Annotated in this window: 29 protein-coding genes; 3 read left to right on the top strand and 26 right to left on the bottom strand. The window is 65.3% G+C overall.

Annotated elements, in window-relative coordinates; genetic code table 11:
• Positions 1-22: 22 nt before the first annotated feature.
• Positions 23-229, top strand: a complete 207-nt coding sequence (locus tag AC07UH_RS16635; protein WP_495181148.1) for a hypothetical protein — start codon at positions 23-25, stop codon at positions 227-229.
• Here AC07UH_RS16635 and AC07UH_RS16630 read toward each other — a convergent pair.
• A complete protein-coding gene (locus AC07UH_RS16630) occupies positions 226-501 on the bottom strand; it encodes a hypothetical protein (RefSeq protein WP_495181147.1) in 276 nt (91 codons plus the stop codon). The two genes, AC07UH_RS16635 and AC07UH_RS16630, sit on opposite strands and share 4 nt — an antisense overlap.
• Before the next feature lie 44 nt (positions 502-545).
• Between AC07UH_RS16630 and AC07UH_RS16625 the strand changes: the two genes are divergently transcribed.
• A complete protein-coding gene (locus AC07UH_RS16625; RefSeq protein WP_495189956.1) occupies positions 546-731 on the top strand; it encodes a hypothetical protein in 186 nt (61 codons plus the stop codon).
• Positions 732-752: 21 nt separating this feature from the next.
• On the opposite strand, the gene AC07UH_RS16620 is transcribed toward AC07UH_RS16625, so the two are convergent.
• From AC07UH_RS16620 to AC07UH_RS16565, 12 genes are read right to left on the bottom strand one after another with little or no spacing between them, the layout of a single operon-like run.
• A complete protein-coding gene (locus tag AC07UH_RS16620; RefSeq protein WP_495181146.1) occupies positions 753-2,705 on the bottom strand; it encodes a LamG-like jellyroll fold domain-containing protein in 1,953 nt (650 codons plus the stop codon).
• Position 2,706: 1 nt separating this feature from the next.
• Entirely contained in the window at positions 2,707-3,501 is a 795-nt protein-coding gene (locus AC07UH_RS16615; protein ID WP_495181145.1) for a hypothetical protein, read from the bottom strand.
• Complete coding sequence (locus tag AC07UH_RS16610; protein WP_495181144.1) at positions 3,498-3,866, bottom strand: hypothetical protein; 369 nt, start codon at positions 3,864-3,866, stop codon at positions 3,498-3,500. Before AC07UH_RS16610 ends, AC07UH_RS16615 begins: the two co-directional genes overlap by 4 nt.
• A 15-nt stretch (positions 3,867-3,881) precedes the next feature.
• Positions 3,882-4,295, bottom strand: a complete 414-nt coding sequence (locus AC07UH_RS16605) for a hypothetical protein (protein WP_495181143.1) — start codon at positions 4,293-4,295, stop codon at positions 3,882-3,884.
• Positions 4,296-4,329: 34 nt separating this feature from the next.
• Entirely contained in the window at positions 4,330-4,569 is a 240-nt protein-coding gene (locus AC07UH_RS16600; RefSeq protein WP_495181142.1) for a hypothetical protein, read from the bottom strand.
• Entirely contained in the window at positions 4,566-4,937 is a 372-nt protein-coding gene (locus tag AC07UH_RS16595; protein WP_495181141.1) for a hypothetical protein, read from the bottom strand. Before AC07UH_RS16595 ends, AC07UH_RS16600 begins: the two co-directional genes overlap by 4 nt.
• 34 nt (positions 4,938-4,971) lie before the next feature.
• A complete protein-coding gene (locus tag AC07UH_RS16590; RefSeq protein WP_495181140.1) occupies positions 4,972-5,514 on the bottom strand; it encodes a lysozyme in 543 nt (180 codons plus the stop codon).
• A 42-nt stretch (positions 5,515-5,556) separates the two neighbouring features.
• Positions 5,557-5,982, bottom strand: a complete 426-nt coding sequence (locus tag AC07UH_RS16585; protein ID WP_495181139.1) for a hypothetical protein — start codon at positions 5,980-5,982, stop codon at positions 5,557-5,559.
• Positions 5,979-6,512, bottom strand: a complete 534-nt coding sequence (locus AC07UH_RS16580) for a hypothetical protein (protein ID WP_495181138.1) — start codon at positions 6,510-6,512, stop codon at positions 5,979-5,981. The genes AC07UH_RS16585 and AC07UH_RS16580 overlap by 4 nt, the downstream gene beginning before the upstream one ends.
• On the bottom strand, positions 6,509-6,718 hold the full coding sequence (locus AC07UH_RS16575; RefSeq protein ID WP_495181137.1) for a hypothetical protein: 210 nt from the start codon (positions 6,716-6,718) through the stop codon (positions 6,509-6,511). The genes AC07UH_RS16580 and AC07UH_RS16575 overlap by 4 nt, the downstream gene beginning before the upstream one ends.
• Positions 6,718-9,282 carry a hypothetical protein gene (locus AC07UH_RS16570; RefSeq protein ID WP_495181136.1) on the bottom strand — a complete coding sequence of 855 codons (2,565 nt, stop codon included), beginning with the start codon at positions 9,280-9,282 and terminating at the stop codon, positions 6,718-6,720. Before AC07UH_RS16570 ends, AC07UH_RS16575 begins: the two co-directional genes overlap by 1 nt.
• 30 nt (positions 9,283-9,312) lie before the next feature.
• Positions 9,313-11,529, bottom strand: coding sequence for a Hint domain-containing protein (locus AC07UH_RS16565; protein ID WP_495181135.1), 2,217 nt, complete (start codon positions 11,527-11,529; stop codon positions 9,313-9,315).
• A gap of 40 nt (positions 11,530-11,569) precedes the next feature.
• On the opposite strand from AC07UH_RS16565, the gene AC07UH_RS16560 reads away from it, so the two are divergent.
• On the top strand, positions 11,570-11,893 hold the full coding sequence (locus AC07UH_RS16560) for a hypothetical protein (protein WP_495181134.1): 324 nt from the start codon (positions 11,570-11,572) through the stop codon (positions 11,891-11,893).
• Here the strand turns inward: AC07UH_RS16560 and AC07UH_RS16555 are convergent.
• From AC07UH_RS16555 to AC07UH_RS16495, 13 genes are all read right to left on the bottom strand, one after another.
• Positions 11,876-12,211 carry a DUF6950 family protein gene (locus AC07UH_RS16555; RefSeq protein WP_495181133.1) on the bottom strand — a complete coding sequence of 112 codons (336 nt, stop codon included), beginning with the start codon at positions 12,209-12,211 and terminating at the stop codon, positions 11,876-11,878. The genes AC07UH_RS16560 and AC07UH_RS16555 overlap by 18 nt on opposite strands.
• The gene (locus AC07UH_RS16550) at positions 12,204-12,773 is read right to left on the bottom strand and encodes a hypothetical protein (protein WP_495181132.1); all 570 of its coding nucleotides are present in this window, start codon (positions 12,771-12,773) and stop codon (positions 12,204-12,206) included. Before AC07UH_RS16550 ends, AC07UH_RS16555 begins: the two co-directional genes overlap by 8 nt.
• A complete protein-coding gene (locus AC07UH_RS16545; protein ID WP_495181131.1) occupies positions 12,770-13,444 on the bottom strand; it encodes a hypothetical protein in 675 nt (224 codons plus the stop codon). Before AC07UH_RS16545 ends, AC07UH_RS16550 begins: the two co-directional genes overlap by 4 nt.
• Complete coding sequence (locus AC07UH_RS16540) at positions 13,441-15,819, bottom strand: hypothetical protein (RefSeq protein ID WP_495181130.1); 2,379 nt, start codon at positions 15,817-15,819, stop codon at positions 13,441-13,443. Before AC07UH_RS16540 ends, AC07UH_RS16545 begins: the two co-directional genes overlap by 4 nt.
• Positions 15,820-16,120: 301 nt before the next feature.
• Positions 16,121-16,477 (bottom strand): hypothetical protein, encoded by a 357-nt coding sequence (locus AC07UH_RS16535; protein ID WP_495181129.1) that lies wholly within the window; start codon positions 16,475-16,477, stop codon positions 16,121-16,123.
• Positions 16,477-16,938 carry a phage tail tube protein gene (locus tag AC07UH_RS16530; RefSeq protein WP_495181128.1) on the bottom strand — a complete coding sequence of 154 codons (462 nt, stop codon included), beginning with the start codon at positions 16,936-16,938 and terminating at the stop codon, positions 16,477-16,479. Before AC07UH_RS16530 ends, AC07UH_RS16535 begins: the two co-directional genes overlap by 1 nt.
• Before the next feature lie 11 nt (positions 16,939-16,949).
• Complete coding sequence (gene gp17, locus AC07UH_RS16525; protein ID WP_495181127.1) at positions 16,950-17,339, bottom strand: tail completion protein gp17; 390 nt, start codon at positions 17,337-17,339, stop codon at positions 16,950-16,952.
• Positions 17,340-17,342: 3 nt separating this feature from the next.
• On the bottom strand, positions 17,343-17,795 hold the full coding sequence (locus AC07UH_RS16520) for an HK97-gp10 family putative phage morphogenesis protein (RefSeq protein ID WP_495181126.1): 453 nt from the start codon (positions 17,793-17,795) through the stop codon (positions 17,343-17,345).
• A complete protein-coding gene (locus AC07UH_RS16515) occupies positions 17,773-18,270 on the bottom strand; it encodes an HNH endonuclease signature motif containing protein (protein ID WP_495181125.1) in 498 nt (165 codons plus the stop codon). Before AC07UH_RS16515 ends, AC07UH_RS16520 begins: the two co-directional genes overlap by 23 nt.
• Positions 18,271-18,347: 77 nt before the next feature.
• A complete protein-coding gene (locus AC07UH_RS16510) occupies positions 18,348-18,686 on the bottom strand; it encodes a phage head closure protein (RefSeq protein ID WP_495181124.1) in 339 nt (112 codons plus the stop codon).
• Entirely contained in the window at positions 18,686-19,246 is a 561-nt protein-coding gene (locus AC07UH_RS16505; RefSeq protein WP_495181123.1) for a head-tail connector protein, read from the bottom strand. The genes AC07UH_RS16510 and AC07UH_RS16505 overlap by 1 nt, the downstream gene beginning before the upstream one ends.
• 4 nt (positions 19,247-19,250) lie before the next feature.
• Positions 19,251-19,517 (bottom strand): hypothetical protein, encoded by a 267-nt coding sequence (locus AC07UH_RS16500; RefSeq protein WP_495181122.1) that lies wholly within the window; start codon positions 19,515-19,517, stop codon positions 19,251-19,253.
• Positions 19,518-19,596: 79 nt separating this feature from the next.
• A complete protein-coding gene (locus tag AC07UH_RS16495; protein WP_495181121.1) occupies positions 19,597-20,850 on the bottom strand; it encodes a phage major capsid protein in 1,254 nt (417 codons plus the stop codon).
• Positions 20,851-20,860 lie beyond the last annotated feature (10 nt).

Here is a 20,860-nt window from a genome sequence, read left to right as displayed (position 1 = left end):
GCGACTGCGCACGCTCCACCCTATGACCGAAGATGAAGCGACTCACCGGCTGGGCAATGGCGAGCGAGCAGCGATCGCCGAGGCGGAGCACGACGGGGAAGGGTGGGCGATGCGCGTCGACCTGTCGCCCGCACTGCGAGAGACGCTTTCGTCGAAGGGTCTGATCCGCCTGCACATGGGGCGATGGCAGTTGACGCCGGCTGGGTTCAGCTGCCGGCCGGGGTTCTAAAGCGCCTCGTCCGTCCAGGCGCCCGATCGCCGCAGCTGGCGGATGATCCCGTTGAACGAAGCCGTCATCGATTGCGATCGGCCGATATCGTGTGTGCCTTGGCCGCCCTCCCAGAACTGAACCAGCGGCCAGCGCTCTGGGCAGTGCGGACAGAGGCAGCGCAGCGCGAGGCGGATCGGCGCCGCGGCCGGGTCGATCCGATCACCAGACGCCATCGCGGCGCGCAGGATCTGCACCGATAGCTCGACCGTGATTCGCTGCTGCCGCTGCATTCGGCTATGGAACGTAACAGGAACAACAACGCAAGCGATTCGCCATGCCCCGCTGCCGCCTATGCACCAGCAACGACATTGACGCCGTCAACGAGCACCTCGCCGAGAAGCTATGGGATAGCCGTATCGCGAACCTTGAAGGGCCGATCCCTTGGAGCGAGGCGGGCGCGACGTGGCAAGCTGCATTCCGCGAGCTCGCCGTCGCCGCCCGCCAGGCGCTTGCTCAATAATTGGCACCATCGCCGGGCCAATTATTTGCCCGAGGCGAGACTGCCGTCGAAGTGGTAAAGCGCCAGCAAGTTCGGCTCGCTACCGGTATAGGCCGCCGTCGGCGCAGCGCCGGTGCGAGCGCCCGAGAATGCGGCGAACTCGTCGAAGCTGCCGTTCCAACTCGTATTGGCGTACGCATTCTGGTAGATTTCGCCGAGCACCATCTGCGCACCGGTGACGGGCGCGATGGCAAGCTGGGCGGTCAGCACGCCGTCGACGTCCAACTCGATCGACGTCGAGTAGAGCCGGACGCGATAATGGTGCCACGCGCCGTCGCGACCGACAAAAGTGGTGGTGACCTGCTTGCTCTGATCGAACATGTTGCTGGCTGTCAGCCGCATTTTGCCCGAGCTTTCGATGAGAAGGCCCCAGGTGTTGTTGTTCCCCGCCGCCCGGTCGGTCAGCATAAGCCAACCCTCGGTCGTCTGGGTGGTCTTGGCCCAGATCTCGAACGTGATGGGGTATGACGGGGTGGCCGGGACGGCGCTGGTCGGAATAAGCACTGCCCCTGCCGAACGACCGCCCGCGCCGAACTTGCCGGCGTCGTAAGCCATCGCTGTCGTGCGCGACGTGGCCGTAGGACCGGTCGCGGCATTTTCGTTGACGTCGGTGATCGTGACGGTGATCGTCTGGTCGGTGAAGTTGCCAGCGGTGTCCGTCGCGCGGATCGTGACGATGTACGTGTTGTTGGCGTCGGCATCGGCCGCCGTCTCAAAGTCCTGCGTCGGAAGCGATAGCGTCGAACCGGACAGCGTGAACTTGGCCGCATCGGCACCGCCCGTCTTCGACCACGTCACCGTCTCGTTCGCGGTCAGCGGAAGGCTAAGTGCCGAATTCTCGGCCTGACTGATAGCATTGGCCGAGGTGATGACCGGCGGGGTAGTATCGGTGGCCGCCGCGGCTGCGACCGTCATAGAGATGACGCTGGACGAGGCGTTGCCGCCCGAACCAGTGGCGAACTCCTGATAGGTCAGAGTACCGGAAGCCGCGGGCGCCGCAGACGTACTTGTGCTGATCTCGGTTCCGTTGAGCTTCCAGCTGCGCGACGTGATCGAGCCGTTACTGACCGTGCCGGGCGTGGCATTGAAGGTCGTGCTGCTCGCGGTCCCGCTCGACGGCGATACCGTCGGCTGCGCGGTGAACGCTGCGGCAGGGGTGCCGGACGAGAACTGGTTCTTCGCACGCGGCGCCATCACCAGCCACTGCGGTAGGGCCTTGCGGTAGATGATCGCCTTGCGGTCCTGGCCGGGCCCTCTGAGGTGAGTGCCATCGGCGAAATACGTGGTCGCAGGCATCGGATAGCTAGTCGAGAAGGCCTTGCCGGCCAGATCGCCGCTGTCGCCAATGACGGGATCGCTGGCGCTGTCGATGATGAAGTCGGCCCCGAAGGCATTGGCGCGGATCAGATTGTTGTACTTGATCCGCTCTGCCTCCTGCGCGCTGCTCCAGGCACTGTAGCGCGGCAGCACGGTCTCGGCGCCGACGTAGAAGCCTTGGTTCTTGTACAGCAACACGACTTGCGAGAGGTCGGCGTAGGTCGCGTCCGCAGTGCGCGCCTGCGCGCCGATGTCGTTCGTCCCGCGCTGGAACACCACGATGCACGGGCGATCCGACACCCAGCTGCCCGATGCGACGCCCCAGCCGCTATTTGCCTGCACATCGGCCAGCGCCTGCGCTACCGTGAGGTTGTCCTGACCGCGATTGTTGACGCTGACCGTTGGCGTGAACCCCAGCTGCGACAAGGCGATATGACCGTCCCCGCTGAGGCCTCGCATGATGCTGTCGCCGATGCCGACGATGACCGCGTTGCCGATCGTGGGGTCGGGCTGAGAATTGGGCACCGCGTCGAGGCGCGCTTGGATCTTCGCGAACGCCTGCGCGACCGTGTCGCCGGTGGCGGTGCCGGCGCCAGAGCCGAAATCGATAGCAGCCATATCAGGCCCCCTTGCTGTTCAGTTGCGTTTCCATCGAGCGGAACTGGCTCGAGTATGCGGCGTCGTTCGCGCGCGCCTGGTCGGAGTTGGCGTAGGTCGTGCTGCTCACCGAAGTGCCCGTGATGGTAGGCGAGCCAACCGCCGAGGTCGAAGCGATCAGGCTTGGCGCGATGCTGCCCTGACCAGGCTTCGCTACGGTTGGATTCCCAACAGCGGCGCCGCTTGGGATAAGCGCCGGGCCAATCGCTCCAGCCTGCGCCGACGACCTCGCTGGCGCGCCGACGGCCGATGTGCTGGCGATCGCGGATGGAGCGATTGCGGTCACCGGAGCGGCCGTGACGGTCGGGGCGCCAACAGCTGATCCGGAGGCGATGGCGGTCGGGGCGACGACCGGTCGCGCCGACCCGCTGGTTACCGCCGGGGTTCCGACGAAAGACACCGCGGCGATGAGGGGCGGCGCCACCGCGCCGGCGATCGCGGCGGCAATGACGGGAGCGCCGACGCCGGCCGCGCTTTCTATGCGACCCGGTGACACGCCTGACGCGCCGGTCGCGTTGGCGAGCGCCGGAGTACCAACGAACGCCGTCGACGCGATCAGCGCGGGGCTGACGCCGCCCGATGATGAGGCGGACACCGCCGGTGCGCCCACACGCGCCGTCGACACGATGAGCGTGGGGCGCACTCCGCCCGTCACCGGGGGCGCCGGATATCCCGCCTCAAGCAGAACCACCGATAGCCCGGCGCTGGTGATCAGCGCGCGCCGGCGCAGCCGCTCGATGGTGATCTTGCTGATCATGAACGCGGCCTCGCTGCGGTGATTGGCTGCTCGACCGGCAGCTGCACCCGCAGCCCCAGCCATTCATCCGGCGACGGATCGGTGCGGACGAGATCCAGCTGCGCGGTCGTGTTGGTCAGCAGCGCGGTGGCGGCGCCGGGGATGCTGACCTCGACGGTGTCGTCGTCGATCCGGGTGATCGTCCCGTCTTCGGTGCTCAGCGTCGCCACCGCCGGCCCGCCGACGAACAGCGCGATATCGGCGAGCAGCGTGCAGCCCTCCGGAAAGGGCTGCGTCTCGCCGTCGGCGTCAGGGCGAACCCAGAGCCGCGCCTTGTAGGGATACCCCCGCGCGACCGCGGCGGTGTTCTGCGTGGTCGTGCCCAAGGCGCGGCCCTCCGATCAGAGGTTGAAGATGCCGGCGGACGGCCAGGTGACGTTCTGGTTGCCGCCGTCCGGCGTGAACGGCAGGCCGGTCGCAGCGTCGATGTAGGCGATGAGGTCGGAGGTCGTGGCGTCGCCGGTATCGCGGTAGATCGCCAGCGCCTCGACGTTTGCCGCGGTGCCGGTGCCGGCCGGGACGGACGTGAAGACGCTGTCCGCCGCGTCGAACACGCCGCTGGCCACCGTCTTGCTGGTGAGCGTGACCGGGTTGCCGATGCGGGCGGCGGCAGGGATCGACGAGAGGAACTGGTGGGAATCGGAAAATGTATAGGCACCGGTGTCGACCAGCTGCACCTTCACGGTGCCGGTGACCAGGTTGACGCCAGCCCCGAGGAGGGACTGCTTGTAGAGCGAGTAGAGACGGTTCGCCATGATGTGAGCCTTTCATGCTCAGGAGGAAGAGGGATCAGCGCAGCGGCGCGTTGGGGTCGATCTCGTGGCTGAGCTTGTCGACGCGCTGGTTGAGCCACCACGCATGTCGCGGTCCCCAGCTGATCGCTGCTCCCTCGGGCGGATCGTTGCCGACCGGGACATAGAACAGCAGGCGCTCGCCGTTCGGTCGATCGACCAGCACGCGCCGCGCTGCCTGGTTGGTGTTGGGTACGGCGCCGGCGTCGACGTGGACGACCCGGCCGGTGCCGCTCACTGGATGCCGAACAGCGCGAGGATCTTCCGCGCGATGCTGCCGGCGCGGGTCGATGCGGTCTCGTTATAGACCGCCTGCACGAAGGCGCGCGCGATGTCCTCGATCTCGCCGACGGCGACCGTGAGGCCTTTGTCCTTGAGAAGGCCGATCAGCGCCGGCAGCGTGCGGCCGAGGACGACGTCGAACTTCTGCTGACCCGACAGGCTGTCGTTGGCGATTGTCAGGATGTCGTCCTTGACGGCCTTGGCGATCGGCAGCGTCATGAGCAGGGCGACGGCTTCGTGCGCCTCGGTGATGACGACGTCGACGATCTCCCGCACGGCCGACGAGCCGAACAGCTTCTTGATGAACTTGGGTACCAGCTTCATGGAATCGCTCCTTGCGTGAATGTCGGGGGATGGGTCAGGCGCGGGCGCCCTTGAGGCAGAGCGCGCGCTCCGCGGCGCGGCGATTGGCGAGGCCCTGCACGCGCTTGCCGCCGGCCTTGTCCCAGAGGAGGAAGGCGTCGCATGCCTGAAGCGGCTTGCCGGCATCGAAGAAGCGATCGACGCTCGACTTGCAGTAGGCGCCGACGCCGATGTTGTAGGCGAGGCTGGTGGCCGCGGCCCATTCTTCGTCCTTGCCGCGGAGGGATGGCGTGCATTTCACGACGTTCTGCGCGAAGCCGGCGAGGCGATTGTCGAGCTTGATCGCGCAGCCCTCCGGCGTTTCCGCCGGCGTCCGCGCGGTGACGTTGAGCGTCTCGCCGCTGCACTGCGTCCAGACCCCGACGATGTCGCGATAAGGGACGAGCGCCGGCCCCTTGGGTCCATCTTCCCAGCCCGAGACGAACGGCGAGAGGATGGCGGCCGCGGCGACGCCGATGATTCCGACGAGGGCGCCGCCCTTGGCGGTGACGCGCGACTGCGGTGCCGCGCCCGGCCGGGGCGGCTTGGTATCTGACATGGCAATCTCCAAAGGTGGCGGCGCAGCGTCGCGCAGCCGGTTTCAGGCGTCGGGCTTGCTGGCCGGCGGCTGGGGCGGCTGGAACAGGTCGCTGCCGCGCTTCACCCAGGCGAGGCACGCGCTGATGATCAGCACGCCAGCCGACCCAAGGCCGGTCCCGTAGACGAGCGCCCAGAACGGCTCAGGCCGCAGCCGAATGATCATGCCCGCGGTGAAGAGCAGGGTGAGCACTGAGACCGGAAGGTCGACGTTCCAGCGGTGATCTTTGCGAGCCTCTTGGCTGACATAGAACCGGACAGCGAGGCAGGCGCACAGGCCTGCGATCATGCTGCCCGCCTCGAACGCGTAGCCCACGAAGTGCCAGATGACGGGGGTGGACTCGGTCACGGTAGCAGCCTTGTCCTTTGCGAGGGCGGCCGCGGCCGCGGGGAGAACGGCGCCGACCGTCGCGATCGAACGCCACATCATCGGGTGGACACCACGCCGATCGCCGCGATCAGGCTGAGAAGGAAGATGCAGGCCGGCCGCTTTAGCTGATGCCGGGATGCCCAAAGCCGCGTCGGCAGCGGTTCCTTTTTCAGGTGCTCGGCCATCGTGCGGCCGGAGATTTCGAACAGACCAAGCGCGAGCAGGCCCAAGGTGAAGGCGACGGGGTCGGTGAAGCGCTGAAAGGTAAGCAGCCAGCCTGTCGCGTGCGCCTGCTGCGGGTCCCAGCCCCACAGCACCATGGCGGCCGGCCCGAAGCGGATAGTCATGGCGAGGCTGACTGCGCCCCCGAATGCCCGCCATACGGTCACCGGGTGGTGGAGCTTGTCCTCCGCACGGTTGAGCCAGATGTCGCGCATCATCTTGAGCGCGAGCATCAGCGAGATGACGAACCCCGCGGTGAACCCGGCGAGATTGAGAACGACGAGCCATCCATGCCCGTCGAACGAAGGTGGTGCGATCGTCATCGGCCCTTTCGCGACCGCTTGGGCCGCGAAGCTGCTGTTGCTCACGATGCCGTCTCCTCGACCTCGAAGGGCATCCGCCCCGGCAAATTGTTGATGCTGTGCTTTTCAGGATCGAAAGCTTCACGCGGCAGGTCGTCCTTAGCGTGACTCCTGGCCTGAGCCGGTGTGGTGAACAGGCGTGCGCGTTCGATCGACGGACGGAACATGCCGCCATCCCAATACAGCCCCTCGGCGTTACGAATTGCGAACATTAGGCAACTCCCGGCCCGGTGATGGTATACATTCTGGCGGGCCCCGCCCCGCCTTTGCGCTGAAGCTTGAAAGCGTACCCTTCGATCGTAAGCCGAAGCCCGATCGTACCAGCTGTGTCCACGAACTGGGCATTGCCGACCAATTGCTTAGTCAGGCCTGCCGCGGAATTGGCGAAATCCATGCGGGACACGGCATATTGCGCTGAGAGCCCCGTTCCGAGTTCAGTGATGCTGTAGAAACCATCTGCCACAGCTTGCGCGCTGATCACCGTCTCCGAATTGTCGGGGCCGGCAAGGGCGATGTGCTTGCTGTTATCCGTCAGGAATGCAGGCACCTGGCTCGCGTCGTCGAAGGGATTATATACTGCGGCCGGGAAGCTACTGATGTCCGGCAGCGAGTGATCCGAATAACGCAGCGAGATCGTCTGATCAGCGATCGTCGGGGTCGCGTTCAGCGATGTAAGAATGGCCCCCTGCTGGCGATAGCCTGACCCTGGCAGAGCGATACATACGCACCTGCGAGGCCGCGTGTTGAAGAGCGACATGGTGCGATTGCAGCGGGTCGACAGCAGTTGCACATCAACCCTCTGGTATTCCTGCAGGGTGCCGTCGAAATTCCAATTCTGACCATAGGCATAGCCATCGACGGAGCCGCGAATGTGAATGTCGGTGGCGGTATTTGCGATCAGAAGACCGTTGCCCGACAGATCGCTGCCGTCAGCAGCAGGGGCAGCATTCGGGAAAGCGGTGGAAGTATAGGTACCCCGGACTCCAGACTGGCTCAGAGATAGCGCAGCGCGCTTGACGCGCCCCAGCAGGCGCACGCCGCTGAACTCGCCTTCGGTAAGGAATGCCGGCCCCTTCCATAGCGGGGTCACCGCCATCAGGTCGTAAGCGGCAATCTGATCGCCATAGGTTTTCGCATAGACCACACCATTGCGCACGTTCCAACGCCGCGCGTCGCGGACGAGGATGCCAGGCGAATGACAGTTGCGGAAGACGAACCGTTCAATCGTTGTATCGTCCGCGCCGTACCCGATCTCTGCTCCGGTATCGCCGCTGTTCTCACCGTACAGATCGGAGAAATAGTTATCGTTTATGACCTTCCCATTGTCCGTACCGCCAGCGGATGCCGTGATGTAAAGCAGGTTCTGAGCGTAGCTGTTGGCGAGATAGATGTTCCGTCCGCGGTTGCCGGAAGTCACGACCAGCATGCAGTTATCACGGCTGCCGATCGCTGATAGGCCATCGATGTCGACAGCGCCCTGAGCAACCGTCAGGCAGTTTCCCGAGGCGCCACGAAGCTGCACCCCTTGGATGCTGACGCGGCCCTGCGATGAAAGCAGCACATGCAACAAATCGTTGGTATTGCCGCCCTGCGTTGGATTGGGGTCGGATCCGTCAAGGATCAGGTTCTGTAGGCTGACCCCGGGGGCAGTCACCAGCATTCCCTTGCCGTCGAAAGCGGCCATCTTCTTCAGGATGCCGCCGGCGCCTTGAATGACCTGGCCGGCTGTGCGGCATTCCAGCATGTCGGCTTTGAACGGAAACACGCCTTGCGGCACAGCGAAGTTGTAACCGGTCTCGATCGCGTTGCGGATCCCGGTTGATAGATCGCTTGTCCAAGTCCCGGCGCGAATCTGCGCCTGGGTGGTCTTGGCAAAAGCATCAAGCAGAGAGGGCAGGTTGCTTAGCGCGGAGCCTACATCGCTGTCGGCTCCGGCAAACCGGTAACCGATCAGGCTACCGCCATTCGGGCCTTCATATGCCGCCTTGCTGTTATACCGGGCGCGTTCGACGGCAGCGCCACTCACCTTCTGATAGAGGATGGCGTAGGTCGACGTGCCGTCGCCGACGACAGCGAAGAAGCCGTTTGCCGCGGTCGCCGCAAGGCCTGCGGCAGTGGTCGGGTAGAGCGTTCCCATCGCCGCAACCGCGCCGCTCTCGGCAAGCTGCGCCTTCGCTAGGCTGGCCGCGGCCGCCACTTTGCTGGCGGCCGCGTCGTCCCGCGCGGCGAGCGCGTCGGCACGAAGCGGGGCAACAAGATCCGCGGCATCGACGCTGACCTCGATGATCGTCTCGCCAAAGGTGAGCGTGACGCCGTTTCGCATGCCGCCGGGCCCGATCGCGCTGCGGGCAGAGCCGAACGGCCGGTTTAGAGGGGCATCGTCGGCGCCGGTCACTCCTGCACCGATCGTAACCGTCCCGGCCATCAACACACGCTTGTCGCCGCCGAGCGTGCCCTGCAGGTCATATACCAAGGCCGTCGCGCTGCCGAGCTCGCCCGCGTAGGGGAGGCTCTCTATTGTCGTCTCGTTGACCCGCATCTGCACGGTGCTGATCGGAAGGCTGTCGACCACCTCGACCGACACCAGCTTCAGGCCCTGCGCCTGAGCATTGGTGACATTCTGCAGGTCGACCAGAGGCGCGCCCGGCGTGTCACCCGCCAGACGCCATTGCATGCGCAGCGCTACGCCCGTCAGGTCCATGCCGCGGAAGACGACGGTACGGACGCACGGGGTATAGCGGTCGGCAGCGATGTCGACCTGGGCGGCATAGGACATGGAGTTCTCCGGCCAAGCGGGCTGAGCGCGTCAAAGCGCTTCGTTGGGGTCGCTTGATTTGATGTTGTGGCTGAGGATGCCATTCGAGACGTAGGTATGGGCGCCGGTGACGGTGATCTTGACGATCTGCAGCGTGCCGGCGGCGCGAGACGCGCCGGGCAGGTCCCGCATCATCGTCCACTCGCCGACGTAGACGCGGTGATCGCCCGTCGCCCGCAGCACCTTGCCGTCGATCGTAGCCTTCCAGACGTCGTCGCTGTCGGCGATCTCGACTGCCTCGACGGGGTAGAATCCCCAGCGCAATGTCTCTTCGTGCCGCGTCCAGACGCGATCGCCGACGATGATCTCGCCCGCTGGCTTCTCGGTCATGTCCGCCATAAGGATCGGCGTGTCGGTCGTCGGGCAGCGCCCGCCTGGCGGCGTCGCGCCACCTCCGCTCGACGGCGGAGAGCCGGCGGTCGGGATGATCGCATAGCCGATATAATGGCGTCCGGGATGATCAGGCGACGCCCGCGCATTGATGTCGTCGGCGTCGAGCACGTAGGTGACCGCACCACCCAAGCGATCGGGATCGTCATAACCGATCGCGCGGAAGTCGCCGGCAGCGAGGCCGCTGGTGATCGTTTTGCCGGCGACGTTCACGTCGGCGTGGCCGTCGTTATAGCGTCGGACATGATCGCCGATTGTGATCGTACCGTCTGCCGCCGCCATAATGGTAAGGCCGATCGGGAACGATCCAGCGATAGCCAGCTGCAACGCGGAGACGTCAAGGATGGGCGTCGCGCGATCGATCTGGGGCACCTCGCCGGGCAGAAGCTCCATGCCGACGGACCAGTCGTAGAACTCGGGGTCCTCCTGCTTCATCGACAATGCGACGCCGAAGTCCTGCGAGAGGCCCCAGCTGTCGACCGAAAACGAATAGTTCGACAGGCCATATCGCGCCGTCGCCAGCTGAACCGTATCCATAGCGCCGACGCCGATACCGACCACGTTCATGGGCCAGTTGACGCGAAGCTCGCCGTTCGCGCGCCGGAGCATGATCTCGAGGATGCGCTGGCCGCGGGGATGGCTGGTGACGTGAGGCAGATCGTAATCGGCTTGGCGGATGTCGATGCTGCTGATCGATCGGGTTGGCACCGGCTGCGGCTGATACAGAGTCGATGGATCGATGAACGTGCCCGAGACTTCGGTTGCGATCTCGCCCTCGTCGGCGAGCAGCGGCACAGAGATCGGGCCGGCAAGGTCGTCTTCGTCGAGGGTGGCCGTTACCGGCACCCAATAGCCTGGGCGCATGAGGTGGCGACCGCCGGAATAGGTATAGGTCCCGGCACAGCAGGTGACGAAGGTCTGCCGGATGTCGGCCGGCGCGCTGCCGACTTCGATCAGGCTGTCGAACGCGTAACGCTCTTCGCTGCCGCCAGCGCGCAGAGGGACCTGCTCATCGCAGACGTTTGCCTGCGCCGACAGCCATGCGTCATCCGGCATCTCATCGGCATAGGCCCCGAAGCCGCCTTCCTCGCGCGGCATGCGCATCCAATCATAGAACACTGCGATGGCGTTGCGGGTGAACCCCAGGGCGCCGGTGCGCGGATCGCGAATGTCGTCCTTGCCGTCGATGATGACGGTCATGTTCGGGAAGCCTGCGCCGACGACCGCGTCGGTCATCTCGAACTTCGCATAGAGCTTCGAGACGCCGCGCCCCCGGTGGGCTGTGGTCCACTTCGGCGCGCACTCGCTGGTGAACGTCGAGTTGGCCGCGGCGTTCTCGTCACCCCGCTCAAACCATAGCCATGCCGCGTTGGCGTATGGCCCCGAGGTCACCTTGCCTGATCCGTCTACGCTGACGACCTCGTCGTTGAGCATGAACTGGACGATGCCCTTGCAGCGGTGGCCGGTGATCGCGACGACGAAATAGCGATAGAACTTCTTCCCGACGGTTCGGGGGTGGAAGAAGACGATGACCCCGCCGGCGCGGCGCCGCCCGTAGAGGATGCGAGCGTTAGTGATCGACTGGCGGAATGTTTGCGGCGACGAGGTGCTTCCCGCGGTGCTTGGCTTGCCGGCGATCGCCTGCATCGCCAGGCCAGCGATAAGCGACAGGCCAGTCGCAATCACCGCGGAGGCGACCGTTGCCGAGACTGAGAGGGCGCCAGCCAGCGCCAGCGACAGACCACCGGTTGGCGCTGCGAGTACGGCGATGCCCACCGCAATCGCGATGGTTGCCACTACCCGGAGCACCTTGCCCATCAAACAATCTCCGGCCAACGTACTTTCGCACGGAGGTCACATGAAAATTCTGCCGACGATTCTCGCCGCCGCCGCCCTCGCGGGGTGCGCAACCGCCGAAGACATGAGGGCGAAGCCCCCGGTGATCGCCGGCACGACTCAGAAGAGCGCTTTGGCTCTAGAGGAATGCTCTGCTTCGGCTCTTACGAAGCTCGGCGCGCCGAACACTGTTCGCGGCGAAGGTCGCGTCACGATGATGTGGGGCAATCCGAACCCGGCCGTCACCGTGACGATCTTGGACGGTGGTGCTCAACGCACTTTCGAGGTGCGACGCGCCTTCAAGCTCAACGACGCCTTCCGTCGAAGCTTACAGTCTTGCCTGTAACGGCCAAGCTTCATCGACCTCGACCATCGGACGGGCGGCGTTGAAGAACTCCGCCACCTCCCCACGGCAGATGCCGAGCGCCCAGCCGGACCGGACGAGATCGCCGCGGCGCGCGAGGCGCGGGTCGATCGGCTGGCCATGAACGGCGCTCACCACGCCCGAAAGATTCCGAACGCCAAGCCGGCGCATCATTGCGACCCAATCCCGCGGTCGGCGCGGCGACGGGCCGACGACGTCGCAGATGTCGAATCCGTCCGCCGCCAACACCGCCAAGCGCCAGCGATCCCCGCAGTGCTCCGACCAATCGGGATCAGACACCCTGGGCCGCCTTGGCCCAGACGATTGGTATCTCGGCCATGCGCGGCACGTATTCGAAGAACCGGTCGCCTGGGTAGCGGCGCTGCTGCCACTCGTTCGTGAAGCGCTTGATCGTTGGGCGGCGCTGATCGATCTGCCGACTCTCGCCGCTGGCGGTGACGGTGATCGTCTCGCCTGCGTCGACGACCTCGAAGCCGCCGAGCCGGCCCCTCCAGATCAGCTTGAACCCAACGACCTGCTGGAACGTCTCGTCGAGCGCGCCCACGTAGAACTCGAAGGCGCAGCCGCGGACGGCCTGATCGCGAATATCGTCCCGGAAGTTCGACGGCACTTCGTAGAGGGTTGCCTTGACGCCGGTCGCCGATCCGTCGGTGCCTTCTCCGATCGTATCGATTGCGCCGATGCTGTGGATGCCGGTCCACTCGTTGCCTTGAAACAGGATGGTGCCGGTCCCAGTCCATGCGAAGACGGGATCGGGGAAGTCGATATGGACGGCGAGGAACGGGCGGACGACGCGGTCAGCGACAGCTGCGGCCAGGGAAGAGGGAAGGTCGCGGCTCACAGCAGGTGCTCCACGAAGTCGATCGCGTATTCGGTGAGCTCGCCGACGTCGGTCTCATTCTGGCCCGCGTCCTCGCTGGTCATCTCGAACAGCCCCGTCACCGGCCAAGCCAGTGGCGCGCCGGCCGGGATCGCCACGGACAGCGGCGGATTGAAGCCGATTATCGCGGCGCCGGTTGCATCAGCCATGATGCTGCCCAACCCGGTAATCTTGCCGCCGGCAGCCAAGGTCAGCAGCCTCGAGGTGAGGTGCGGGCGCCCATCGCCGCCGACATAGTCCCCCAGGCTCAGCGCGACGCTGTACGGTGCGAAGCCGTCGACGATGATGCTCGTCGCTCCCTTCGCCGCGGCGCGGGTCGTCAGCCGGCTCACGACGCTGACCGGATGCACCGGCGCTGGGCGGCGGAAGTCGTGGAAGCGGGTCAGCACCGCCCCGCCACGCATGTCGGCGACGAGCGAGTCGAGCACGGGACCGAAGCCGCCAGCGTCGTAAAGCCGCGGCGCACCGTCATAGCCACCGCGGAAGGTAAGACGCGAGATCCAGCGCGGCGCCGATAGTTCGTAGACCTTCCGGACGCGCGTGAGCGGGCTCTCTGCGCCGCCGGTGTGCGGCTGGAGGTAGAAGCTCACGCGATAGGGCGCGAGCCCGGCGGGCCAGGCGAACTCGGTCATCGGCGCCGGTTAGCCTCGCTGATCGCCTTCAGCGTCTGCTGCTTGGTCAAGCCGGCCATGCGGGTGACCTCCTCGCGGGTGGCGAGATCGACCCCGCCGCTGAAGTTAATGTTCTGCTCGAACTTCATCGCCCCACCGGAACCGATATTGTCGTTCGCGATGATCGTCCCGCTGTGCGGCGCCGTGAACAGTTCGGGACCGCGTTCGCCGACCACATAGTTCTTGCCGCCGATGACTGGCCCGCCAGCGGCCCGATAGCCGGACAGGTTGAGCCCGCTGCTATCGGGCACGAACGACGAGCCGGTGCTTGCGAACGGGCTGGCATACGCCCCGACACCATTTCCACCGCCGAGGATGCTACCGAACAGCGCCGCAACGCCCTTTTGCAATCCGATCTTGAGCAGGGAGGAGATGATGTCGTCTGCGACGCTGCTGACCACGCTGGCCAGATCCTTGAAGCTGCCCTTCGTCTTCGAAATGCCGTCGATCAGCGATTCCAGCCCATCGGCCTGCACCTTCTCCAGCGCCTCGTTCATCTCGTCCGCTGTGCGCGGGATGCTGTCAAGGTAGGAGGCGAGGGGCCCCTGGTTCTGGCGAGCGACCTTGGCCTTCGCCAAACCTTGCAGCGTGCCGAGGTTGGATAGCTGCCCCCGCGCAAGGTTGGCGGAGTCCTGATCTCCCCGTCGCACCGCATTATCTATCTCGACCTGCTTCGCCTGCTTCAGCAGCGCGAATTGGACGTCGAGGATCTGCTGCTCAATCGCGCCGCGCTCCTTCGCCGTGCGGGCGAGGTCGGCCTGGGCTTGCAGGATATCCTGAGCGTCCCGCCCTTGCGCCTCTGCCTTATCGAGCTCCTGCCGGGCGAGCTCCTCCTGATCCTGAATGTGCAGGAGGCGGTTCTTGTTGGCGAATACGATCTCGGCGCTGTCGGACAGCTGCTTCTTCTGAGCCGCGCTCAAGTCCTTGTTCGTGGCGATCTGTTCCAGCGCTGCATCGCGATCGTTCGCAAGCAGCTGCTGCTGGATGTTCACGCGCTCGGTCTGATCGGTCGTCAGGTCCAGCTGGGATTCGAGTTCGTCGTTACGCGACTGAGCGAGTTCATGCTCGAAGCGGCGCTGCACCTCTAGGGCGTGAGCGGCCTCCCTTTTTTGCTCCGACGCGAGCCGCTTGGCATCAGCTGCCGCCTTAGATGAGGCAGCCTTGGCTTCGGCATCGCCGACCAGCGGCACCTTGCCGCCCGAGGCCTTCGGAGCGCTCTGCTTCGCACGGATCGCAGCCAGATAAAGCTTGCCTTGACGAACCACCTCTGCCGCCGTGCCGTTCTGCGCGGAGCCTTGGCCCTGGGCTTGGCGGATGGAGAACAGCCCCCCTGACGACCTAGCCGCTTGCGCCGCGCGGCGGTTCGCGATGGCCGCGCGGAATTGCTTGCGCCGGAACGCGAGATCATTGTTGTTGTCGTCGGACACCTGAGCGAGCTTATCGCCTGCGATGAACCCGCCGGCCGCGCCGAGCGCCGCGCCGATCGGCCCGCCGCGCGATCCGGCGAGACCACCCATAATGGCAAGGGCCGTCTGCGGGTTGCTCGCCAGGAACTTGATAATTGCCGAGGTGACGTCGGTGATACCCTGCGCCATTGCCGTGAGCGACGAGGCATTCTGAGCCACGACGTTCGCAAACTGTGCGTTCACGATCATCTTCATCGTGTCGAGTTGATCGTTGGCGCTGCCTGCGTTCCGGATGACGTCGTCGCGTAGCACGACCCCGAGTTCGTTTGCGCGGTTGGCCAGTTCGGAGAAGCCGGCGCTGCCTTGGCCGAGTAGGCTGGTGAGCGATGCCGCTTGCTTACCGAACAGCTGGAGCGCGACGGCATTGCGCTGCTGAACGGTGGGAAGTTTGGCGAGGCCGTCCATCGTCTGCCGAAGCGCGGTGTCGAAGTCGGTCGAGGTGACGCCGAGTTCCCGGAACAGCTTTACCTGTGCGTCACCGCCGGCCTGAGCGAGTCCCTGCGTGCGGGCGAATTTTTCCAGCGCGCCGTCCGCCGCCTCGACGCTCGATCCGGACAGCTGCGCTGCGTATCGGAATTCCTGAATGATCTTAGTGCTGGCGCCCGTCCGGTCCGACAGGTCGGCAATCGCATCAGCATAGTCGAGTGCGCGCTGCGTCGCCCCCGCCAGCTGGTCAAGGGCGATGGCGCCCGCGAGGCCCGCGATCGTCCCCTTCAGGACCGTGGCCGTGCTGATCGGTGCTTTTAGCGCGCTGCTCAGCCGATCACCCAACTGGCCAGCGCGCTTCTCCGCCTTCGCGGCGCCGGACTCGAACTGCGCGCTGTCCAAGCCCAGCGAAACGCGAAGCGCGCCGATCACGGAAGATGGCATTAGCTACTCCTCCGCGCCCAAGCGCGCATTGCTGCGCCGATGTCTTGACCCGCCATGCGGGGCCGCCCTGCGGACGACGGTCGCCCGATCATCTTTCCGATGTCGGGGTAATGCTTGGGGTGGCATTGCGCGAAGCTGCCGATCCACTGCGCCTGAAGCGCTGATCGCTCAAGGGCTCGCCGCTCATAGCGAGAGGCACCCTTCAAGGCCGAAAGGTTCACCCGCGGCGTCTGCTGCCAGAACAAATCGGAAGGCAGCCCCAAGGCGCACCACTCCTCATGCGCTGCCAGCCAGCCGCCGCCTACCGAGGGTTGCCGACGGTCTTGCCATCCCCCTGGTCTTCGACCGCTTCCGGAAAGGCTGCGTCGAACGCCTCGATCGCCAGCGAGACCGCGAGACCGTGGCCGATTGTATCGACAAGATCGCCGGCCTCGGCCTGCGTCATATTGCCGTCGCCGCAGCCCGCCCAGAATAGTGCGCGCAGCGTTTTCTTGCTGACGCCGAGCGGCTGCGTCTTACCCAGCGCGAGTTCAGTGGCGACCTCCAGAGTTGTCAGCCGCGTTTGGTCCTCGAGCAGGCACAGCCGGTTGGTCGTGAACTGCAGGGTTTCGGATTTGCCGTTCGCCTCGAAGGCGACTCTTCCCGCCGGAGTGGCCATTACGAGCCGATCACCGTCGGATCGCTGGCGCCGTTCGCCTGGGTCACGGCGCCGGCGATTCGAATGGTGACCTGCGCGGTCATTTTGTCGTCGATCGGCGCATCGCGTTCGTAACCGCGTACGAAGCCCGGGAAGGTGAACATCTGCCCGTTGGCCGTCGCATCCGGCACCACCACGCGCATCGTGCGAACCTTGCCGTCGGCCTTCGCCGCGGCGATCAGCTTGTCGGTCGCCGACCCGGCAATCCAATTCATACCCATCGTGATCTCGCCGGCGTCGTTGAGGCCCGCGATATATTCGCGGGTGCGGCCGGGGCTTTCGTAATGGGTGACCTCGACCTCGGCGACCTGCTCGTTCGGCAGCGACACACTGGTGACCTCGGCCAGCTTCGTCAGCGTGGTCGAGTTCGCCAGCGCGGCCATCAGGAACTTCGAGCCGTAGCCCAATTGTGCGTCAGACATTGAAGGCCCTCCTATGCGGCCGGTTCGTGCCAGACCAACAGGTCGAGCGAATTGACGAAGGTGGTGACGCCCGCATCGGAGCGTTCGGAATAGGTGCGCTGGCTATCGACGAAGGAACGCGAGAAGCGCGTCCCGCCGAAGATGCCCGCCGTCTCAGCCGCAGTGATCGCCGCCTCGGCAATGTCGTCTGCCGCGCCGCGGCTCGCCGCTTGGCAATCCAGCTGCACCCGCGTTTCGCGGAGCTTCTGCCGGCCGTCGTGCGTGCTGGGCCGCGGGTCGCTGGGGACGAACAGTATAATCGCCGGGAGAGGCGAGCCCTGCGGCCGCTCATCCCTGTAAACCGCACCGCCCGCCACGCCGGCAGCATTCAGCCGGTCGCGGAGGTCGGCGCTCATGCTCATGCGTCAGCCCCCTGCTGCGCGCCGCGCCGCCTTCCGGGCGATGCGCTGCGCCGTCTTCTGGATCTCGTCGCCGAGCCCAGTCTTCACGGTCTCAAGCGCGCCGTCTTTCGTGGCGTCCCAGGCGGGGCGCACGAACGGCTGTGCGCGCTGGGTGACGGTACCGAACTCCTGCGGCACCGCCGCGGGATTGTCCGGCCCCGCGAACACCTCAACGAACGACTTGTCCTCGCGCTTGCGGTTCAGGCTGGCTTGGCGCCGCGTCAGCTTCGTGCCGACACCGCCGCTCTCATCCAGTTGCCCGGTCAGGTGAGGGGCGTTCGCCCGCCATGCCTGATCAAACGGCTGCAGCGCCTTAACGGCGATGCGGCGCAGCGTGGCCTTTGCCGCGGCTTTTGCCAGTTCGCCGAGAGCCTTGTCGAGCTCCTTCAGACCATCAACGCGGATCGTGCTTCTCATTACGGCCAGCCCTCAGTGCGGCGCGGCGTTTGCGCTGATACTCTCTTTGATATTCGGTTCGGCAGGTTGCGCAGCCCCGACCGCCATTCCATTGGATGAACAGGTTGCTGCCTGAAAAGGCATGTCCTTTGATGCAGCTTTCTTTGGCATTGTTAACCGCCGTGGGCGCGGTCCCTCGCAAGATATTGATCCGATTTGTCACCGGTTTCAAATGATGCGGATTTACACATCCCCTGTTGTTACACACGACGTGATCTAAAACCATGCCTTCGGGAATAGGTCCGATATACAGTTCGTATGAGACACGGTGGGCAGGCCTCACTTTGCCAGCGCCACCGCCCTCGCCAATTAGTCCGTACCCCTTCGGGGTTTTGCTCCCTTTCCACTCCCAGCAGCCAGATATAGGATCGATCACGAATTTTGCGTCGAACCGGGTCTTGAGAGGTGTTCTAGGGCGACCGTGAGGGTTGGGCATTGACAGCTCCTTCGTTGTCAAGGTCTGCCCCAAACTATGTTATCTCGCAAGCATCCATTCGACCTTGATCCGGACCGTCACGGGTTGGCGCTACCGATCGCGGCGATCTCAATGCCGTCGCGCCTCCCAATCTCGACGACGCTCTTGATGTCGAAGGTGCGGTCGGAGCCGACAGGATATTCGATGCGATCGCGCGGCGAGAGGTCGGCAACCGCGCTGCTATAGCGGATCGTGAAGACCGTCGGTGCCGACGCGGCGACCTCGGCGCTTGAGAGTCTCTCCTTGCCGGGCGCCGGCTTCACCGATGCCCATACGGTGGCCAGATCGGCGAAGCCGTCGACGGCGTCCCCGTATTCGTTGGTGACCGTGCCGGCGCGCAGCAGCTTGATGCGCCGGTCGAGCGAACCCGCGTCCATCAGATATAGACCCGGAAGGGGGCGAGCAGGTTCTCGACGGTGGTCGACATGGGGACCGCGGTCATCGCCGTGGCGGCGACGGTCTCGCGATTCCGGTAGAGGTCGCCGGCCATCAGCAGGATGGCGGCGCGGATGGGGCCGGGGACGACGGTATAGCCGGCGCGGTAGCGGACGCGGACACCTTCGCGGCGCAGCGTGCCCGCCGACCAAGGCCAATTGCCGCGGGCCGGCGCGAGATCAGAACCGAACGCTTCAAGGTCCGCGAGGTCCGCCATCTGCTCGATCCCATCGGAGTCGAGATAGGAGACGCTCACCAGTTCGATGAAGGGCGGATAGGGCAGGCGCACCGTGCTGCCGCAGCCGGCGCCGAACCGCGCCTCAAGCATCTGCGGGCCGAGTGCGCGGCCGAGCCACCCGTCGGGTCCGTCGATATGCCCAGTGGCGGCATCGACATAGGCTTGGATCAGGCCGTCCTCGTCCTCACCCTCTACCCGCAGATGACGCTTCGCCTCTTCGAGGGTGACGACAGGTGTGGGAGGGGTGACGACGAAGACCCGCACGACCTTACTCGCCGGCCTTCAGGTTCTGCGCGACCGCCTCGGCGCCCGACAGGTTTGGATCGTTGAAGTCGATCTGGTTCTGCTGCTTGGTCGTGTTGGCGCGCGGGTCGTTATCGACGGCCGGATGCTCGGGATCGACGTCCGGCACGATCTGCTGCGGCACGCCTGCGGCGTCGAACTCGGTCGCCGGCGCCAGATTGGCTGCGCCCGAGGTGTCGAGATCGGCCTGCGTGGTCGCGTGGACCGGCTGCTTTTCGGTCTTGGTGGTCATGACGTTCTCCTGGGTTCGCCGAAACCGTGGCTCACCGCGGCTTCGAAGAACCGGGCCGACGTTGCCGGCCCGGCGGAGGTTAGGCGCTGGTCTTGAGCGCCTTCATGGCATCGGGATTCTTGACCCCGCCGCCGACACGCTTGGTGGTGTAGAAGCCGATGAACGGCTTGTTGGTCAGCGCGTCGCGGATGACCCGGACACCGATCCGATCCATGATCAGATAGGTCTCGGCCATGTCGCCATAGAGCAGCGAGAACGAGCCCGCGGCGACGTCCGGCAGATCGGGCATCTCGACGAGCGGACGGCCCATCAGCGTCGCCGGCTCGCCTGCCTGATAGCTGGGCTGCCAGAGGTAGTTGCCCTGGCCATCCTTCATCAGCCGCAACGCGCCGTGCGTGTTGAGGTTGGCGAAGAACCGGGCATTGCCTTGGTACGCGGTCGGCAGTGAGTAGACGAGCTTGACGATCGCGTCGGGCTTGTCGATCGCCGCCGCCGTGCCGCTGTTGGCGACCTTGATGTCGCCCCAGGGGTGGACGGCCGCGGCGGTGCCGCCGGTCAGATAGTTGAGCAGGCCCTGCGGCTTGTTGGTGCCGTTGCCGGAAAGGAAGGCGATTGCCTCCTGACGATCGAATTCGGTCGAGACCTCGCCGGCGAGCCAGGTTTCGATGTCGATCTGGCTGTCGTCGAGCAGCTGCTGCGTCACGAACGGGAAGGCGTAGATCTCGCCGTTTCCGAAGGTGAGCGGCGACAGCTGCGGCGTGCTGGTGGCGGGGCGGCTAGCCGTCTCACCGACCCAGCCGGAGCCGACCGCACGATCGTTGAACAGTTTCACGAAGCCAGCGGTGCCGACCGTCTCGACGGTGGCGTACTGGCGCATCGGCGAAATCAGCTTCAGGCGACCCTGGATCGTGCGATCCCATTCGACGGGCGCGGTGTAACCGCCGTCCGGGTTCGAGCCGACCGACATGGCGGCGCTTACCTCGTTCTTGCGGATATGTGCGTTGAACGCCGCCGAATATTCCGGGTTTTCGGGCTGTGCCGGACCGTTGCCCTGCCCGAGCTTGGCCGCCGCAATCTGCGTGGCGAAACTGTCGAGCGACGACTGCATGGTGCTGATCGACTCGTTCATCGCCGCGATCTGGGCGGTGTCGAGCGGATCGACCTTGGCCGCCAAGGCGTCCTGCTTGGCGCGCATGGCGGTAACTTGGCGGCCAATCTCTTCGATCAGCGCCCTGGGATCGGCGCCGTCCATTCGGATCGGCGAGGCGGCAATGGCGCGCGGCATGGCCAGCGCGCTGCTCGCGGCAAGGGCGAGCATCGCAGGGGTCTTCATTATATACCTC

This window comes from Sphingomonas sp. GW821-FHT04B01, assembly GCF_059420425.1.
This window is presented reverse-complemented; position numbering and strand designations above follow the sequence as displayed.

What these genes read in the sequence shown, in the direction of transcription:
- AC07UH_RS16515 (WP_495181125.1), bottom strand. Translation starts at nt 18,270, where the DNA reads ATGCCCAACCCTCACGGTCGCCCTAGAACACCTCTCAAGACCCGGTTC.
- AC07UH_RS16545 (WP_495181131.1), bottom strand. Translation starts at nt 13,444, where the DNA reads ATGACCGAGTTCGCCTGGCCCGCCGGGCTCGCGCCCTATCGCGTGAGC.
- AC07UH_RS16495 (WP_495181121.1), bottom strand. Translation starts at nt 20,850, where the DNA reads ATGAAGACCCCTGCGATGCTCGCCCTTGCCGCGAGCAGCGCGCTGGCC.
- AC07UH_RS16635 (WP_495181148.1), top strand. Translation starts at nt 23, where the DNA reads ATGACCGAAGATGAAGCGACTCACCGGCTGGGCAATGGCGAGCGAGCA.
- AC07UH_RS16535 (WP_495181129.1), bottom strand. Translation starts at nt 16,477, where the DNA reads ATGGCCACTCCGGCGGGAAGAGTCGCCTTCGAGGCGAACGGCAAATCC.
- AC07UH_RS16530 (WP_495181128.1), bottom strand. Translation starts at nt 16,938, where the DNA reads ATGTCTGACGCACAATTGGGCTACGGCTCGAAGTTCCTGATGGCCGCG.
- AC07UH_RS16565 (WP_495181135.1), bottom strand. Translation starts at nt 11,529, where the DNA reads ATGGGCAAGGTGCTCCGGGTAGTGGCAACCATCGCGATTGCGGTGGGC.
- AC07UH_RS16500 (WP_495181122.1), bottom strand. Translation starts at nt 19,517, where the DNA reads ATGACCACCAAGACCGAAAAGCAGCCGGTCCACGCGACCACGCAGGCC.
- AC07UH_RS16595 (WP_495181141.1), bottom strand. Translation starts at nt 4,937, where the DNA reads ATGAAGCTGGTACCCAAGTTCATCAAGAAGCTGTTCGGCTCGTCGGCC.
- AC07UH_RS16625 (WP_495189956.1), top strand. Translation starts at nt 546, where the DNA reads ATGCCCCGCTGCCGCCTATGCACCAGCAACGACATTGACGCCGTCAAC.
- AC07UH_RS16510 (WP_495181124.1), bottom strand. Translation starts at nt 18,686, where the DNA reads ATGGACGCGGGTTCGCTCGACCGGCGCATCAAGCTGCTGCGCGCCGGC.
- gp17 (WP_495181127.1), bottom strand. Translation starts at nt 17,339, where the DNA reads ATGAGCATGAGCGCCGACCTCCGCGACCGGCTGAATGCTGCCGGCGTG.
- AC07UH_RS16590 (WP_495181140.1), bottom strand. Translation starts at nt 5,514, where the DNA reads ATGTCAGATACCAAGCCGCCCCGGCCGGGCGCGGCACCGCAGTCGCGC.
- AC07UH_RS16575 (WP_495181137.1), bottom strand. Translation starts at nt 6,718, where the DNA reads ATGTTCGCAATTCGTAACGCCGAGGGGCTGTATTGGGATGGCGGCATG.
- AC07UH_RS16585 (WP_495181139.1), bottom strand. Translation starts at nt 5,982, where the DNA reads ATGATGTGGCGTTCGATCGCGACGGTCGGCGCCGTTCTCCCCGCGGCC.
- AC07UH_RS16540 (WP_495181130.1), bottom strand. Translation starts at nt 15,819, where the DNA reads ATGCCATCTTCCGTGATCGGCGCGCTTCGCGTTTCGCTGGGCTTGGAC.
- AC07UH_RS16560 (WP_495181134.1), top strand. Translation starts at nt 11,570, where the DNA reads ATGAAAATTCTGCCGACGATTCTCGCCGCCGCCGCCCTCGCGGGGTGC.
- AC07UH_RS16620 (WP_495181146.1), bottom strand. Translation starts at nt 2,705, where the DNA reads ATGGCTGCTATCGATTTCGGCTCTGGCGCCGGCACCGCCACCGGCGAC.
- AC07UH_RS16570 (WP_495181136.1), bottom strand. Translation starts at nt 9,282, where the DNA reads ATGTCCTATGCCGCCCAGGTCGACATCGCTGCCGACCGCTATACCCCG.
- AC07UH_RS16630 (WP_495181147.1), bottom strand. Translation starts at nt 501, where the DNA reads ATGCAGCGGCAGCAGCGAATCACGGTCGAGCTATCGGTGCAGATCCTG.
- AC07UH_RS16520 (WP_495181126.1), bottom strand. Translation starts at nt 17,795, where the DNA reads ATGAGAAGCACGATCCGCGTTGATGGTCTGAAGGAGCTCGACAAGGCT.
- AC07UH_RS16615 (WP_495181145.1), bottom strand. Translation starts at nt 3,501, where the DNA reads ATGATCAGCAAGATCACCATCGAGCGGCTGCGCCGGCGCGCGCTGATC.
- AC07UH_RS16605 (WP_495181143.1), bottom strand. Translation starts at nt 4,295, where the DNA reads ATGGCGAACCGTCTCTACTCGCTCTACAAGCAGTCCCTCCTCGGGGCT.